This is a genomic window from Herbiconiux sp. 320_LB (assembly GCF_059691755.1).
The window spans coordinates 42913-58291 of sequence record NZ_JCAWAD010000004.1; the positions used below are offsets into that span (position 1 = coordinate 42913).

Here is a 15379-nt window from a genome sequence, read left to right on the forward strand (position 1 = left end):
GGGGAGAAGGCTACCGCCTCAGGCTGTGGCTAGGCCTTGCTGACCTTGAGCATGTAGCCGAAGCCGCGCTTGGTCTGGATCAGCGACTCCTCGGTGTGCGCGTCGAGCTTCCGGCGCAGGTACGAGATGTATGACTCCACGATGCCCGCGTCGCCGTTGAAGTCGTACTCCCAGACGTGGTCGAGGATCTGCGCCTTCGAGAGCACGCGGTTCGGGTTGAGCATCAGGTAGCGCAGCAGCTTGAACTCGGTGGGCGAGAGCTCGATCGCCGTGTCGCCGACGAAGACCTCGTGCGTGTCCTGATCCATCGTCAGCTCGCCGGCCCGGATGATCGCATCCTCGTCGGCCTGCATGGTGCGACGCAGGATCGCCTTGATGCGCGCCACGATCTCGTCGAGGCTGAACGGCTTGGTCACGTAGTCGTCGCCACCGACCGTGAGGCCGGTGATCTTGTCCTCCGTGTCGTCTTTCGCCGTGAGGAAGAGGATGGGGGCGGTGTAGCCCGCGGCCCGCAGCCGCTTGGTCACGCCGAAGCCGTTCATGTCCGGGAGCATGACGTCCAGGATGATGAGGTCGGGCTCCTCCTCCAGTACGGCGGAGATGGTCTGCGCACCGTTGCTGACCGCGCGCACGGCGAAGCCGGCGAAGCGGAGGCTGGTGGTGAGCAGGTCGCGGATGTTCGGTTCGTCGTCGACGATGAGGATGCGAGGGCCGGTCATGATCCCATTATCTGCGGGTGCGCTGTGCGAAAACTGTGAGTCAGCGGGGCGCGCGCTCTCCGGTGGATCGGCACCGGCCAGACACCGGCCAGACACCGGCCAGACCGCGATTCTCCGGTTCCTACGCCGCCAGCGCGTCCGCATCCACGATCGAGTAGGCGTAGCCCTGCTCGGCGAGGAAGCGCTGCCGGTTCTGCGCGAACTCCTGGTCGACGGTGTCGCGCGCGACGAGCGTGTAGAAGCTCGCCGACAGCCCGGACTCCTTCGGGCGCAGCAGGCGGCCGAGGCGCTGGGCCTCCTCCTGCCGCGACCCGAACGAGCCGGAGACCTGGATGGCGACGCTCGCCTCGGGCAGGTCGATCGAGAAGTTCGCGACCTTGCTGACCACGAGGATCTTCTCCTCGCCCTCGCGGAAGGCCTGGAACAGCCGTTCGCGCTCGGCCACCGGCGTGGCGCCGGTGATCTCCGGCGCGCCGAGCTGGGCCGAGAGGTCGTCGAGCTGGTCGATGTACTGCCCGATCACCAGGATGCGCTCGCCCTCGTGATGCGCGATCAGCCGGCGGGTCGCGTCGAGCTTCGCCGGAGCGGTCGCCGCGAGCCGGTACCGCTCGTCGTCGCCCGCGGCGGCGTAGGTCATCCGCTCGTCGTAGGGCAGGTCGACCCGCACCTCGTAGCAGTTGGCGGGGGAGATGTAGCCCTGGGCCTCGATCTCCTTCCATGGCGCATCGAAGCGCTTGGGGCCGATCAGGCTGAACACGTCGGACTCGCGGCCGTCCTCCCGCACCAGCGTCGCCGTGAGGCCGAGCCGGCGCCGGGCCTGCAGGTCGGCGGTGAGCTTGAACACCGGGGCGGGCAGCAGGTGCACCTCGTCGTAGACGACGAGGCCCCAGTCGAGGGCGTCGAGCAGCTCGAGGTGGGCGTACTTGCCGCTGCGCTTGGAGGTGAGGATCTGGTAGGTCGCGATCGTGACCGGCTTGACCTCCTTGACGAGACCGGAGTACTCGCCGATCTCGTCCTCGGTGAGGCTGGTGCGCTTCAGCAGCTCGCTCCGCCACTGGCGGGCCGAAACGGTGTTGGTGACGAGGATGAGGGTGTTGGTCTTGATCGCGGCCATCGCCCCCGCGCCGACGAGGGTCTTGCCCGCGCCGCAGGGCAGCACGACGACGCCCGAACCGTGCTCGGAGAACAGGTCGACCGCCTGGCGCTGGTAGTCGCGCAGGTGCCAGGTCGACTCGTCTAGGTCGATCTCGTGCGGGGTGCCCGGGGTGAAGCCGGCCAGGTCGTCGGCGGGCCAGCCGAGCTTGATCAGCTCCTGCTTGAGCTGACCGCGGGCCCAGGGGGCGATCATCCAGCTGCCGTCGTCACGGCGCTCGGTGAGCAAGGGTGCCACCTTCTTGCCGCGGGTGATCTCGGTGAGCACCGCGGGATCGGTCGAGCGCAGGCTCAGCACGCCCTCGTCGTCGCGCTCGATGACGAGCTTGCCGTAGCGGCCGATGGTCTCCACGATCTCGAGGGTCACCGACTGCGGCACCGCGAACTTCGAGAACTGCTCCAGGGTGGCGAGGATCTCGTCGGCCGAGTGACCGGCCGCCCGCGCGTTCCAGAGGCCGAGGCGGGTGATCCGGTAGGTGTGCACGTGCTCCGGGGCGCGCTCCAGTTCGGCGAACACCGCCAGCTCGTGGCGGGCCGCATCGGCATCCGGATGCGCGACCTCCAGCAGTACGGTGCGGTCGCTTTGGACGATGAGAGGGCCGTCGGGCATAACTGGAAAGTCTACGCGGCCCTCGCGTCAGACGGCCTCGACGGCCAGGATGTTCGCCACGGGCACCGTCCGCTCGATCCCCGCCTTCTCGTCGACGCAGCGCAGCCGGCCGTTCGAGAGGCTCTGCGGGGTGACGAGCAGCTGCACGGCCGAGCCGTCCGGCATCCGCAGATCGATGCGGAGCGGGGTGCGGGCGCGCACCGCCTGGTCGAGCTGGCGGGTGATCCAGGCGGTGGGGTCGTCGGGGGAGGCGGCGGGGGCGTCGCGAAGGCGGGCGAGGAGGTCGGTTGCGGCAGCGGGGGCGGCGGGCGTGAGAGCTTGCCCGGTCGCGGCGGCTTGCCCGGTCGGGCCGCCCGCGGGGGCGCCTGCCGCGGGCGGGGCGGGCGTCGGAGCCGGGAGGATGCGGGCGCGGGTCATCGTGCGCGGCCGACCCTGCTCGTCGAGCGCCAGGACGGGGTACCGCGCGTCGAGCATCAGCCAGTAGACGGTGGTCGGTTCGGCGCGGCTGACCAGATGGGTGACGGGGTCGGCCGAGTCTCCAGAGGCCGTGCTCGCCTCGGGGGCGGGCCGCAGATCGAGCGAGGAGAGGTCGTGGTCGAGGGCGATCGTGCCGCGGAGGGCGCTGTCGGAGGTCTCGACGATCGACCGGACACCGACGGTCTGCGCACCGGGGGTCGCCGGGCGGACCCGCACCAGGCCGTGCCGTCGCCCGCCCTCGGTGAGCAGGTAGTCGAGCGCCTGTGGCATCCCGGTCAGCGAGACCTCGCCGAGGAACGCCCGCAGCGACTCCTCGGTCTCGCCCGAGGCGAGGGCGCGATCGATCGAGGCCTGCGAGATGCGGTACGCCGAGGCGAGCCCCCGGTTCTCCAGGTCGGCGAGCAGGCGGATGCGCGTGTCGATCGCGGGCGGCAGCGGGCCGGGTGCGATCACCGAAAGATCGTGCTGCACGTAGACCTGGGTGACCTCGGGCGGGAGGGCGGAGGCGACGGTGTCGAGTGCGGTGCTGCTGGGGGCGGTGCCGTCGGGGGCGGTGCTGCTGGGGGTGGCGCTGTCGGCCGCGGCGCCGTCGACGGTTCCCGAGTCGTCCTCGAGTGTCAGGCGGAGGGCGACCGTGCCGAACGGGGTCGGACGGCCGTCGGCCACGAGTCCGAGGGTCGAGGCCATCCCGTCGATGCGGGCGAGCGCCTCGTGACGTGACTCGTCAGCCGCCGGGTACCGGTCGGCGAAGGCGCGGGCGAGGTCGTCGCCGGTGCGCCACCCGGGGGAGGAGAGGAGGAGCCGGCGCCACGGCAGCGGCAGGGTGTCGAACCAGCTGCGGGTCAGGGCGAGCCAGCGCTCGGCCGCGGGCAGCAGGTTCCACTCCGCGGCGAGCGTCGTGGAGAGGAGCGTCTCGGCCTCGGCCGCCACCAGCCGTGCGGCGGAGGCCAGCTCGACGACCTGGGCCACCTGGTCGACCTCGACGCCGAGCACCGGGGCGATCCGCCGCTCCTCGGTCGTGCCGATGCCGCCGTGGGCACGCAGCCGGGCCGGGGTCGAGCGCAGCTGCTGCAGCAGCTCGGAGACCGCCGAGACGGTCGTGAACGCGCGTTCCGCGGCGGCCGCGACGAGGGCCGGGTCGCCGGGGCTCGCCACCTCGTCGACTCCGGCGGGGTCGCCGCCACCCGCCGCGGGTGACTCCGCGAGGATCGCCTGCGCGACCGCGCGCGCCGCTTCGTAGGGGAGGAGCGCGCTGGAGTCGGGCGCATCCGAGCCAGCTCGCGTCGCGAGTGCCAGGGCGAGGAGCTCGTCGTCGGTCGTGGCGAGCGGCCCACCCTCATCGCCAGAGCGGCTCGTGTCGCCCGGAAGCGCCGCGAGTCGCTCGAGGCCCGCGCGGTCGACGTCGCGGAGGGCGAGACGGATCGACGTGGGCTGCAGCAGTGCGTCCGCAAGATCGAAGAAGTCGCGGATGTCGCGGGCCGACACACGCCGTTCCGTCACGAGACGGATCAGTGCGTCGTCGTCGAGCGCGCTCAGCCGTCGGGCGAGCGGGAGCGAATCGCTCATCGACTCCCGCGGTCGTCGCGGAGGCGTCGACGCATGCTCATCACCAGGAGGACGATCATCAGGATCAGGCCGACGGGCAGCGCGATGACCGGAAGGAGCGCCACGGTGCGGCCGAAGTCGTTGTTGAGGTTCACCCCGACCAACCCGCAGATCAGCACCGCGATGATCGCGAGCACGGAGAGCCCCACGAGGGTCACCACCATGAAGGTCAGTGCGCGCTCAGGACGGCTCGCCGGGGTCTTCTCGACATCGCTCACAGAGCAAGGATACGGGCACGGGTAGGCTGGTAGGTGGCCAGGAGGGGTATCCGGGCCGATTACACGAGGAGAATCGCGATGCCAACCGGCAAGGTCAAGTTCTACGACGACGAGAAGGGCTTCGGCTTCATCAGCACCGATGACGGCCAAGAGGTCTTCCTGCACGCGTCAGCCCTGCCTGCGGGAGCGTCGGTCAAGGCCGGCTCGCGACTCGAGTTCGGCATCGCCGACGGCAAGCGCGGCGCCCAGGCCCTCTCGGTGCGGGTGCTCGAAGCGCCGCCGAGCCTCGTCAAGCTGTCACGGAAGCCCGCGGACGACATGGCCGTGATCGTCGAAGACCTGGTGAAGGTGCTCGACTCGATCGGCGGGAACCTCAAGCGCGGCCGCTACCCCGACAACGCCCACAGCCGTAAGATCGCAGCCCTGCTGCGCAAGGTCGCCGACGAGCTGGACGCCTAGTGCCGTCTGACACCCCCACGCCCGCCGAGGCGTCGGAGGAGCAGGTGGCTCCGGATGCTGCCGCCGAGACCGCGGGCGACGTCGAGTCGTTCGAGGTCGTCGAGGTGACGGATGCGGGCGCTGAGACCACGGACGGCGTCGAGGTCGAGGTGACGGATGTCGTCGTCGAGACCGCGGACGTCGAGACGCTCGAGGGCGCTGCGGTCGCGGATGCCGCCGTGGAGACCGCGGACGGCGTCGAGGTCGAGGTCGAGGTGACGGATGTCGTCGTCGAGACCGCGGACGGCGACGACGTCGACGAGACCGCCGAGGTCGTTGAGGTCGAGGCCGAGAAGCCTGCGCCGGTGACGGACGAGGTGCTGCTGGCCTCGGTCGAGCTCGCCCGCAGCGCGCTGCGCGAGATCACGCCCGCCTCCACGATCGGCGGAGTCGTCGGCCACCGCGCCGACGAGGATCACGTGCTCAGCCTGCACTTCGAGTCGCGCCTGGCCGGCTACCCCGGCTGGCACTGGACCGTCACGCTCGCCCGCGTCGACGAGGAGTCCGAGCCCACCGTGCTCGAGGTCGAGATGCTGCCGGGTGAGGATGCGCTGGTCGCCCCCGACTGGGTTCCCTGGTCGGAGCGACTCGCCGAGTACCAGCTCGCGCAGGAGCTCGCCGCCGCGACCGCCGCCGCCGAGGACGACCTCGACGACGATGAGGAGGACGACTCCGATGAGGACGAAGACGACTCCGAGGATGCGGACGACGACGAGGACGTCCTCGACCTCGACGACGGCATCGATCTCGACGACCACGTCTCCGACGACGACGAGCTCGCCGCGGCCGACGCAGCCGCCTCCGACGACGACGACGAGTCTGACGATGACTCCGACGACGACGACGATTCCGACGACGCCGATGACGATGACGAGTCGGACGATGACTCGGATGACGACGACTCGGATGACGGCATCGACGACGACGACGACGACGAGGCGGCCGACTTCGACGACGACGACGACGAGTCTGACGATGACGACGAGAACGACGACGACGACGAGTCTGACGATGACGACGAGAACGACGACGCTGACGAGTCGGACGACGACGAGCCGGACGACGAGGACGACGAGGACCCCCACACCGAAGGCCCGGAGTTGCTCCGCTGACCCACCCCACGCCGATGCGCCCACGGCGCACGCGCACCGACGAGAAGAGCCCGACCGGATCGACCGGTCGGGCTCTTCTTCGTCTAGGGCGAGGTATATAGCGACCTACGCGCCGAGGTTCTCCACCACGTACTCGATCGACGAGATGAGCTGGCGCACGTCGTCCGGCTCGATCGCCACGAACGTCGCCACGCGCAGCTGGTTGCGGCCGAGTTTGCGGTAGGGCTCGGTGTCGACGATGCCGTTCGCGCGCAACGCCTTCGCGACCGCGGCAGCATCCACCGTGTCGTCGAAGTCGATCGTGACGACGACCTGCGAGCGGTGCGACGGGTCGGCCACGAACGGGGTGGCGTAGGAGACGCCCTCGGCCCAGCCGTAGAGCGCCGACGACGACTCGGCCGTGCGCGACGCGGCCCAGGGCAGGCCGCCGTTCTCGTTGATCCACGAGACCTGGTCGTCGAGCATCACGAGCGTGGCGATCGCCGGGGTGTTGAGGGTCTGGTTGAGTCGCGAGTTGTCGACCGCGTTCTTCAGGCTCAGGAACTCGGGGATGTACCGGTCCGAGGCCGCGATCGTCTCGACGCGCTCGAGCGCGGCGGGGGAGAAGAGGCCGAACCACAGCCCGCCGTCCGAGGCGAAGTTCTTCTGCGGGGCGAAGTAATAGACATCCGCCTCGGCCGCGTCGAAGTCGATGCCGCCGGCGGCGCTCGTGGCGTCGACCACCGTCAGCGCACCCTCGTCGCCGTGCACGCGGCGCACGGGGGCCATCACGCCGGTGCTCGTCTCGTTGTGGGGCCAGGCGTAGACATCCACGCCCTCCAGCACCTCGATCTCGCCGCGGCTGCCGGCCTCCGACTTGATCACGTGCGGCGCCTCGAGCCAGGGGGCTCCCGCGGCCGCAGCGAACTTGGAGCCGAACTCGCCGAACGACAGGTTCTCGGCGCGCTTCTGGATGAGACCGAAGGATGCCGCATCCCAGAACGCGGTCGACCCGCCGTTGCCGAGCACGACCTCGTAGCCGTCGGGCAGGGAGAACAGGGTCGACAACCCGGAGCGCACGGAGCCGACCAGGTTCTTCACGGGTGCTTGGCGGTGGCTCGTGCCGAGCAGGGTCGCACCGCGGGTGACGAGGTCTTCGAGCTGACCGGGGCGCACCTTCGAGGGGCCGCAGCCGAATCGTCCGTCCACGGGGAGTCGGTCGGTGGGAATCTGGATCTCAGCCATGATGCCCATAGTATCGACGCGCGAGCGCCCCTCCGGCACGCCGGAACACTAGGCTGTTTGAGGTACGCCTAACAAGGCGATGAGGAGTTTTGCAGTGACTGATCTGATCGACACCACGGAGATGTACCTCCGCACGATCCTCGAGCTCGAGGAGGAGAACATCAATCCTCTGCGGGCCCGGATCTCGGAGCGCCTCGGTCACTCCGGTCCCACGGTGTCGCAGACGGTCGGGCGGATGGAGCGCGACGGTCTCGTCGTCGTCTCGGTCGATCGGCATCTCGAACTCACCGAGGTCGGCCGCAAGAAGGCCATCTCCGTCATGCGCAAGCACCGTCTGGCCGAGCGTCTGCTCAGCGACGTCATCGGGCTCGAGTGGGAGCTCGTGCACGACGAGGCCTGTCGCTGGGAGCACGTGATGAGCGAGCAGGTCGAGCTCCGCATCCTCGAGATGCTCGACCACCCCACCGAGTCGCCCTACGGCAACCCGATCCCGGGGCTCGACGCCTTCGGCGAGGAGGCCTCGATCCCCTTCACCAAGGGCGTCGTCAACATCGTGACGCTCGTGCACGGGGCGGTCGGCCCGCAGACCAAGATCATCCGCCGGCTCGGCGAACCGGCTCAGGTCGACCCCGAGCTGCTGCTGCAGCTCAAGCAGGCCGGAGTGGTCCCCGGCAACTCCGCCGCGTTCACGCAGGTCGGTTCCTACGTTCTGGTAGAGGTCGAAGGTTTCAGCGAAGGGCTCGAACTGCCCAATGAGGTCGCATCCCATATATTCGTTGGCATCTAGTCCACGTCTCGTTACGGAATTGTTAAAAACACCCCCCGCGAAAGTGACAAAGGCCGTAGCCTCCCGTATTCTCTAACGAGTCCGGCCCCGCCCGAAGCAGCTGGACACGGGCCAAGACACCTCTACTCCCGTCTCTTGGTCGCTGACTACGCACGCTTATCGGTGTGGACGGGAGCAGCGCATGATGCTGCGAGAGGTGCCGGAGGATTGCATTTTGGCCCCACATGGTGACTCGCTCGGCTCCGAGCGGAACCCCGAAGACCCGAACCGACCCGAGACACCTCCCGCTCAGCCTCTGACTCGTCGAGAGCTGCGCGCGATGGAGCAGGCGGCTGCCGCTGCCGGCGCTACCGCCGGTTCTGCTGTGTCGGCTCCTTCCGCTGCGGCCTCGTCGGTCACGCCCTCCACGGAGCTGGTGCTGGCCTCGTCGGCCGTCACCCCCTCGAAGGACGTCGCGACCACGCCCGTTGCCACTCCGGTGCAGGATGCCCCGGCTTCGGCCGCGACGTCGGTCGTCGCCGCCTCGAAGGCCGCGGTTCCCGCTCGGCGCGCCCCGTTCATCCGCAAGCCCCGTTTCGCCAAGCCCACCAAGAAGGGCACCGTCAGCGTCGTCGTCATGACCTTCGCGGCGGCCTTGGTCGCGACCATGGCACTCCCGGCCTACGCCTTCGGCGGCGGCGGCAGCTTCGACAACGGCGTGTCCACCGACGCGGCTCTGAGCGGCCAGCAGACCCTCGTCGTTCCCGACGCCTCGGCCCAGCTCGCGGTCAGCCGCGACAACTACACCGCGCCGACCACCGAGCAGCTCGCCGCCGCCCGCGAGGCCGCTGCGGCCGCGGTCGCCGCGACCCAGGCCGCCGAGCTCGCCGCGACCAACGCCGCGAACGCCGCCAAGAAGACCTCGGGCGCGTCCTCCGGCGCCTTCACGGTCAACCCGCCGTCGGGCTCCTACAGCGGTGCGGCCCTGGTCGCGTTCGCCGAGCAGTTCGTCGGCGTCGTGCCCTACGGCAGCGGTGCGAGCCCCGACACCAGCTTCGGCTGCGACGGTCTCACCCAGTACGTCTTCGGCGCGTTCGGCATCTACCTGCCGCGCACGGTGAGCAACCAGGCCGCGATGGGCATCCCGATCGCTCCTGAGGATGCGCAGGCCGGCGACCTGATGATCTACCCGATCGGTCACGTCGGCATCTACGCCGGCGACGGAACGATGATCGACTCGCCCGACTGGGGCCGCTACGTCGAGCACCGCCCGACCTGGGGCAGCTACTACTTCGTGCGCATCGTCAGCTGACCTGCTCGCGACCGGAGTGTAAACACTTCGTTACCGCCTCCTGAAACGGCGTGCCTCGAATATGAGGCACGCCGTTTCTGTCGTACTCTGTAGCTCTGATCGTCCTCGAGATCACGGAGAGCCTGATGTCACAGGGTAGGAGCGTCCGCACCACGGTGCGCTTCCTGCTGCTCGTGCGCCGGCACTCGAGTGGGCTGAGTCAGAGCCGCATAGCTGGTTCTGGGAGTAAGGCGCTGTCATCGTGACGGCGCCTTTTTTGTTGCCCGCACGTCTCCTGACCCCGTCGATGGTGTGTGAAACGTCGAACACCTGGAAGCCGTCCAGGTCTCTTCGAAAGGGAGAGCATGCGAACTCTGGTACTCAATGCAGGATATGAACCGCTCGGTGTCGTCTCGTTCAAGAGGGCTCTCGTCCTCGTCCTGAACGAGAAGGCCCGCGTCCTCGCGAGCGATGACGACCACCCGGTTCTCGGGATCACGGGCGCCTACGAGCGGCCCGCGGTCATCCTGCTCACCCGCTATGTGCGGGTACCCCTGAACCGGATGATGCCGGTCTCCCGACGTGGTGTGCTGAGGCGCGACAACCAGCGCTGCGGCTACTGCGGCGCATCCGCCACCACCATCGACCACGTGCAGCCGCGGTCGCGCGGTGGCAAGGACACCTGGGAGAACCTGGTCGCCTGCTGCCTGCGCTGCAACAACGTGAAGGGCGACCGCACGCCGGCCGAGATGGGCTGGTCGCTGCGCTTCTCGCCGCGGATGCCGCACCAGGCGGGCTGGACCATCAAGGGTGCGGAGCGGGCCGAGCCGCAGTGGGAGACGTTCTTGGAGGCGGCGGCGTGAGTCGTGTGCTCGCGTCGGGGCGCTCGGGCGTCGCGTCGCGACCGCCTCGGCGTCGGTAGACTTGGCGGGTCAGCCTCTGTAGCTCAATGGAAGAGCAGTTCCGTCCTAAGGAAAGGGTTGGGGGTTCGAGTCCCTCCAGGGGCACCGTCTGATCGACAGTCGCCGGCGGTGTCAGAGGTCAGTGCGACACTCTGGCCATGGCGGAAACGGTACCAGCACTGAGCTCACCCCCGGAGGGGTACGGCGAGTGGCTCGCTGACCTCAAGCGGCGGATCCGCGCGGCGCAGCAGCGTGCAGCTCTCGCGGTCAACAGCGAGATGTTACGGGTCTACTGGGAGATCGGGCGCGATATCCTGGCGCGGGAAGCTGAACAGGGCTGGGGCGCCAAGGTCATCGATCGGCTTTCGCACGATCTGCGGCAGACGTTCCCCGACCTGGGCGGGTTCTCCCGGGCCAACCTGAAGTACATGAGGGCGTTCGCGGGTGCTTGGAGCGAAGAGTCAATTGGCCAACAGGCTGTTGGCCAATTGCCCTGGGGGCACAACATCGTCCTCCTCACGAAGCTCAAGGACGCGGAATTGCGATTGGCGTACGCCGAGGCTGCAGTCGAATTCGGCTGGTCGCGCAACGTGCTCGTCATGCACATCGAGCGCAAGCGGATCGAGCGTCAGGGTAAGGCGACCACGAACTTCGAACGATCGCTTCCGAAGACTGAGTCCGATCTCGCCCGCGAATCGCTGAAGGATCCCTACCGGCTCGATTTCCTCGGGCTCGGCGACGAGGCCCACGAGCGCGAGATCGAGGCGTCGCTCATCGGGCACATCACCGATTTCCTGCTCGAGCTCGGGGCCGGGTTCGCATTCGTGGGGCGCCAGGTCCATCTGGAAGTCGGCGGTGACGATTTCTACATCGACCTGCTCTTCTACCATTTGGAGCTCCGCCGGTATTTCGTGGTCGAACTGAAGGCGGAGAAGTTCAAGCCCGAGCACCTCGGTCAGCTCGGCTTCTACATGACTGCTGTCGACGAGCTGCTCCGCCATGAAGCTGACGGCGCGACCATCGGCCTGCTTCTGTGCAAGACCAAGAATGAGGCAGTCGCCGAGTACGCGCTCCGCGACAACAGCCAGCCGCTCGGCATCGCCCAGTATCAGCTCCTCGAGGCACTGCCTGATCAGTTGCGGACCGCGCTGCCGAGCATCGAGCAGATCGAACGCGAACTCGGAGATGCCGCCGAGTGACGGGCGTGGCAATGCTAGAAAGAGGCGCGACTCTCCTGCGGTCGATTCGGGCCACCCCAATCGGAGTTCACGGCCGTGAGGGCGGGTGCCCTTCGCCTCTCTTACTCTCACTTAGCCGCGTAAGTGTGGATAAGGGCGGGCGTTAGTTTCACTTACCGGGGGCTTGGACGATGGTGAAGTCGAGGGCTCGGCGGGTGGTGAAGCCGAGGGAGGCGTAGAGGGACTCGGCCGGGTTGCCGATGCGGACGTGGAGGACCATTCGGCGGCCGGCCCGGGCGTTGGTGGCCAGGAGGGACTCGATGAGGGTGCGCGCCAAGCCCTGGCCTCGGTAGGCGGGGTCGGTGCAGACGGCGCTGAGCTCGGTCCAGGTGGGGGTGCGGAGGCGCTCGCCGGCCATCGCCACCAGGGCATCACCATCGCGGATGCCGAGGTAGCGACCGGTCTCGATCGTGCGGGTGCGGAAGGGCCCGGGCTCGGTGCGGGCGACGAGGTCGAGCATCTCCGGGACGTCGGCCGGTGTGAGCTCCACTGCGGATGATGGTGACTCAGGCGGAACGGATGCGGGGAGGGGGGCCGTGATCATCTGGTGGCAGGGGATGTGCTCGAGGATCTGCCAGTCGGCGGGGACCGCCGAGGGCGGGATGCCGGGGAGGGCTATGACCTCGGTGCCCGCCAGGTCGCGCAGCGTCGACCAGTCGGCGGGTGATGGGGACGGGTCGCGGAGGGCCCCGAAAGGAGAGACGTCGGCGGCGAAGAGGGCTGCGCCGCCACGCACCGTTCCCAGGGACGCCTGCGGACCGGTCAGGGCAGACCACACGGGGTTGTCGAGCTCTGACTCTGTTTCGAGATGGAGGCGAGCGAGGTCGGTGAGGTCTTTTGTCATAGCGCCGTTCACGTTACGGGCTTCGCAGGCGCCGACGCAGCCGCCGGCGCGATGCGGTCGATGACCGCGGTGAGGCGCGCCTGCAGGTCGACCAGCTCATCCACATCCACCCCCAACGCCTCGACCACCTGCGGCGGCACCGCCTCGGCCTTCGACCGCAGCTCCCGCCCCGCCGGCGTCAGCCGCACCGCGAGCGACCGCTCGTCGTGCGCCGAGCGCGAGCGCGTCACGAAGCCCGCCGCCTCGAGGCGCTTCACCAGGGGCGACAGGGTCGCCGGCTCCAGCCGCAGCACCTCGGCGAGCTGCGAGAGGGAGCGGGGCTCCTGCTCCCACAGCGCCAGCATCACGAGGTACTGCGGATGCGTGAGGCCGAGCGGCTCGAGGATGGGCTTGTAGTACCCGATCACCGACCGCGACGCCACCGCGAGTGCGAAGCAGAGCTGACGCTCGAGGGCGAGGAGATCGACGGTCGTGCTGCGCGTGCTCATAATCGTTAGTATACTAATTGTTATGGCACTCAGGAAAAACGGACGCGAGAAGTCGAAGCGCGCGCCCCGGACGCCGAATCCGATGAACCCGTTCGACGGCAAGCCCGGCTTCATCAACAACCTCAACCGCATCGTCTACGGCTACGCCGGTCCCGCCCAGGTGGGCATCGGCCGGGCCGAGGCTCCCTACGTTCCTCCGGCCGACCCCCGCTGCCCTCTGTGCGGAAAGCCGATGGCCGACCACGAGATCGACAGATCGGGCGAGCGGACTCAGCTCTACTGCCCCTGAACCGGCCCGGCCGATCGGCTCGGCGAGCTCCTGCGTCGCGGCGCCCTGATCGGGCGCTACGCTGACCGCATGTGCACCCGAATCCTCTGGAACGACAACGCCGTCGCCAAGACCGTCAGCCGCTGCATGGACTGGGCGGTGAGCGACGAACCCGACCTGTGGTTCCTGCCCCGGGGCCTCGAGCGCTCCGGCAACGCGGGGGAGGGATCGGTCGAGTGGACCTCGACCTACTCCAGCATCGCGGTGAGCATGTGGGGGCTCGGCACGGTCGACGGCCTGAACGAGAAGGGCCTCGGCGTGCACGCGCTCTACCTCGACATGGCCGACGTGGAGTTCCCGCCGGTCGACGATCGGCCCGTGCTCTCGAACGCGGTCTGGGTGCAGTACCTGCTCGACAACTTCGCGACCGTCGCCGACGCGGTCGCCGACCTCGAGAACGTGCGCATCCACTCGGAACTGCTGCGCGGCAACGAGATGGGCGTGCACATTGCGCTGGAGGACCCCTCGGGCGACTCGGCGATCATCGAACCCATCGGCGGCCGGCTGGTCGTGCACCACGGCCCGCAGTTCACCGTGATGGCCAACTCGCCCTCGCTCGACCGCCAGCTCGAGAACCTCGCGAACTACCGCCCCTTCGGCGGCGAGCTGCCGCCCCCCGGCGACATCACCAGCCTCGACCGCTTCGTGCGCGCCTCCTACTTCTTGCACTACCTGCCCGAGCCCGAGAACGAGGAGCAGGCGGTCGCCGGGGTGTTCCAGCTGATCTCGAACGTCTCGGTGCCCTACGGCGCCCCGTATCAGGACGGCGGCGTGTACCCCACCTGGTGGCACGCGGGCGCCGACCTCACCAACGGCATCTACTACTTCGGCTCGACCCGCAGCCCGAGCATCTTCTGGGTTCCCCTCGAGGGGCTCGTCGACGGCGACCAGGTGCTGCGACTGGATCCGCGCGACGAGTCGCTCGTCGGCGACGCGACGGCGAAGCTGGAACCGGCCGAACTCCTCTACTGACCGGATGCGCGAGAGCGCCACCGAGCGGATGCGCGAATCACGCCGTCACCGCCGAGGCGCCCGGAACCGAGCGTAGGGTGGAGCGCATGGCACGGGAATTCAGTCACGACGAGGACCAGCACCGCTACGCCCTCCGCGTCGACGGCGCCCTCGTGAGCGCGGTCGACTACGTCGTGAACGAGAACCACATCTCGTTCACGCACACCTTCACCGACCCCAAACAGCGCGGCCACGGCTACGCCGGCGAGATCGTCTCGTTCGCGGTCGACGACGTCGAGCAGAACACCGGGCACCGCATCGTGCCGATGTGCTGGTACGTCGGCAAGTGGTTCGACGAGCACCCCGAGCGCGCGGGACTGCTCGAGCGCTGAGCCCGCTCGGAGTTCCTCCCGAGCCCCTTTCCCGATTGGATCTGGGCCGCGGAGTGTTGCTATGCTCTCTCGTGGGGAGGGCTTCGGCCCTCTCCACCACTGTTTAACCCGGGATTACGGTATCGACCGCAACGGCAGTGCTCAGCGGCGGTCGAGCCGCAGCACCGGGATGATCCGGATGCCGGCGGTGCGCTCGCGGTAGCCCTCGAAGCCCGGCGCCCGCGCCACCACGGCCGCCCAGGCCTTGGCGTACTCCTCGCCCTCGAGCGGCACCGCGGTGACGGCGACCTCCGAGACGCGCCCCTGGTCGTCGGCGGCCTCGATCACGGCATCCGGATGCGCGCGCAGGTTCGCGTACCAGGCCGGGTTCTCCGGCGCCCCGGCCTTCGACGCCACGACGAGCCACGACTCGCCCTGGCGGATGGCCATCACCGGGCTCATCCGCGGCTCACCCGTCTTCGCCCCGGTCGTGTGCAGCAGCACGATGTCCGAGCCGAAACCGCCGGTCTCGACCCAGCCGTTGGCTCTGAATTCGTCGATCACCATCTGGTTGAAATCGCTCAC

The 15379-nt window shown here is 68.8% G+C and carries 17 protein-coding genes and 1 tRNA gene; 10 read left to right on the forward strand and 8 right to left on the reverse strand.

All coding sequences use genetic code 11. From position 1 onward, the window contains the following. Positions 1-29: 29 nt before the first annotated feature. From AC59HU_RS11545 to AC59HU_RS11560, 4 genes are all read right to left on the reverse strand, one after another. Positions 30-719 carry a response regulator transcription factor gene (locus AC59HU_RS11545; protein WP_066040896.1) on the reverse strand — a complete coding sequence of 230 codons (690 nt, stop codon included), beginning with the start codon at positions 717-719 and terminating at the stop codon, positions 30-32. A 121-nt stretch (positions 720-840) separates the two neighbouring features. Next, positions 841-2481 carry a DNA repair helicase XPB gene (locus AC59HU_RS11550; RefSeq protein WP_497223549.1) on the reverse strand — a complete coding sequence of 547 codons (1641 nt, stop codon included), beginning with the start codon at positions 2479-2481 and terminating at the stop codon, positions 841-843. 27 nt (positions 2482-2508) lie between these two features. Continuing rightward, a complete protein-coding gene (locus AC59HU_RS11555) occupies positions 2509-4524 on the reverse strand; it encodes a helicase-associated domain-containing protein (RefSeq protein WP_497223550.1) in 2016 nt (671 codons plus the stop codon). Further along, positions 4521-4781 (reverse strand): hypothetical protein, encoded by a 261-nt coding sequence (locus AC59HU_RS11560; RefSeq protein WP_497223551.1) that lies wholly within the window; start codon positions 4779-4781, stop codon positions 4521-4523. Before AC59HU_RS11560 ends, AC59HU_RS11555 begins: the two co-directional genes overlap by 4 nt. Before the next feature lie 78 nt (positions 4782-4859). On the opposite strand from AC59HU_RS11560, the gene AC59HU_RS11565 reads away from it, so the two are divergent. Together AC59HU_RS11565 and AC59HU_RS11570 are read left to right on the forward strand one after the other, a co-directional pair. Beyond that, positions 4860-5240, forward strand: coding sequence for a cold-shock protein (locus tag AC59HU_RS11565; RefSeq protein WP_497223552.1), 381 nt, complete (start codon positions 4860-4862; stop codon positions 5238-5240). Further along, positions 5240-6391 (forward strand): DUF3027 domain-containing protein, encoded by a 1152-nt coding sequence (locus tag AC59HU_RS11570; RefSeq protein WP_497223553.1) that lies wholly within the window; start codon positions 5240-5242, stop codon positions 6389-6391. The genes AC59HU_RS11565 and AC59HU_RS11570 overlap by 1 nt, the downstream gene beginning before the upstream one ends. A gap of 105 nt (positions 6392-6496) precedes the next feature. On the opposite strand, the gene serC is transcribed toward AC59HU_RS11570, so the two are convergent. After that, on the reverse strand, positions 6497-7615 hold the full coding sequence (serC, locus tag AC59HU_RS11575) for a phosphoserine transaminase (RefSeq protein WP_497223554.1): 1119 nt from the start codon (positions 7613-7615) through the stop codon (positions 6497-6499). Between the two features lie 94 nt (positions 7616-7709). On the opposite strand from serC, the gene AC59HU_RS11580 reads away from it, so the two are divergent. From AC59HU_RS11580 to AC59HU_RS11600, 5 genes are all read left to right on the forward strand, one after another. Then, positions 7710-8402, forward strand: a complete 693-nt coding sequence (locus AC59HU_RS11580) for an iron-dependent transcriptional repressor DtxR (protein ID WP_497223555.1) — start codon at positions 7710-7712, stop codon at positions 8400-8402. 319 nt (positions 8403-8721) lie between these two features. After that, the gene (locus AC59HU_RS11585; RefSeq protein ID WP_497223556.1) at positions 8722-9693 is read left to right on the forward strand and encodes a C40 family peptidase; all 972 of its coding nucleotides are present in this window, start codon (positions 8722-8724) and stop codon (positions 9691-9693) included. 344 nt (positions 9694-10037) lie between these two features. Beyond that, positions 10038-10535: an HNH endonuclease gene (locus AC59HU_RS11590; protein ID WP_497223557.1), complete on the forward strand. Its 498-nt coding sequence runs from the start codon at positions 10038-10040 to the stop codon at positions 10533-10535. A 72-nt stretch (positions 10536-10607) separates the two neighbouring features. Continuing rightward, positions 10608-10679: transfer RNA gene (locus AC59HU_RS11595), tRNA-Arg, on the forward strand. 53 nt (positions 10680-10732) lie between these two features. Next, positions 10733-11773 carry a PDDEXK nuclease domain-containing protein gene (locus tag AC59HU_RS11600; protein WP_497223558.1) on the forward strand — a complete coding sequence of 347 codons (1041 nt, stop codon included), beginning with the start codon at positions 10733-10735 and terminating at the stop codon, positions 11771-11773. Positions 11774-11921: 148 nt separating this feature from the next. Here AC59HU_RS11600 and AC59HU_RS11605 read toward each other — a convergent pair whose 3' ends face one another. Next, positions 11922-12656, reverse strand: coding sequence for a GNAT family N-acetyltransferase (locus tag AC59HU_RS11605; protein ID WP_497223559.1), 735 nt, complete (start codon positions 12654-12656; stop codon positions 11922-11924). An 8-nt stretch (positions 12657-12664) separates the two neighbouring features. Next, positions 12665-13144, reverse strand: a complete 480-nt coding sequence (locus AC59HU_RS11610) for a MarR family winged helix-turn-helix transcriptional regulator (protein ID WP_497223560.1) — start codon at positions 13142-13144, stop codon at positions 12665-12667. A 22-nt stretch (positions 13145-13166) separates the two neighbouring features. Here AC59HU_RS11610 and AC59HU_RS11615 point away from each other — a divergent pair, with 22 nt between their 5' ends. The 3 genes from AC59HU_RS11615 to AC59HU_RS11625 all read left to right on the forward strand — a co-directional run bounded on the left by AC59HU_RS11615 (position 13167) and on the right by AC59HU_RS11625 (position 14815). Next, positions 13167-13433, forward strand: a complete 267-nt coding sequence (locus AC59HU_RS11615) for a hypothetical protein (protein WP_497223561.1) — start codon at positions 13167-13169, stop codon at positions 13431-13433. A 69-nt stretch (positions 13434-13502) separates the two neighbouring features. Then, on the forward strand, positions 13503-14444 hold the full coding sequence (locus AC59HU_RS11620; protein ID WP_497223562.1) for a linear amide C-N hydrolase: 942 nt from the start codon (positions 13503-13505) through the stop codon (positions 14442-14444). 86 nt (positions 14445-14530) lie between these two features. Next, complete coding sequence (locus AC59HU_RS11625) at positions 14531-14815, forward strand: GNAT family N-acetyltransferase (RefSeq protein ID WP_497223563.1); 285 nt, start codon at positions 14531-14533, stop codon at positions 14813-14815. Positions 14816-14956: 141 nt separating this feature from the next. Here AC59HU_RS11625 and AC59HU_RS11630 read toward each other — a convergent pair whose 3' ends face one another. Then, a complete protein-coding gene (locus tag AC59HU_RS11630; RefSeq protein WP_497223564.1) occupies positions 14957-15379 on the reverse strand; it encodes a nitroreductase/quinone reductase family protein in 423 nt (140 codons plus the stop codon).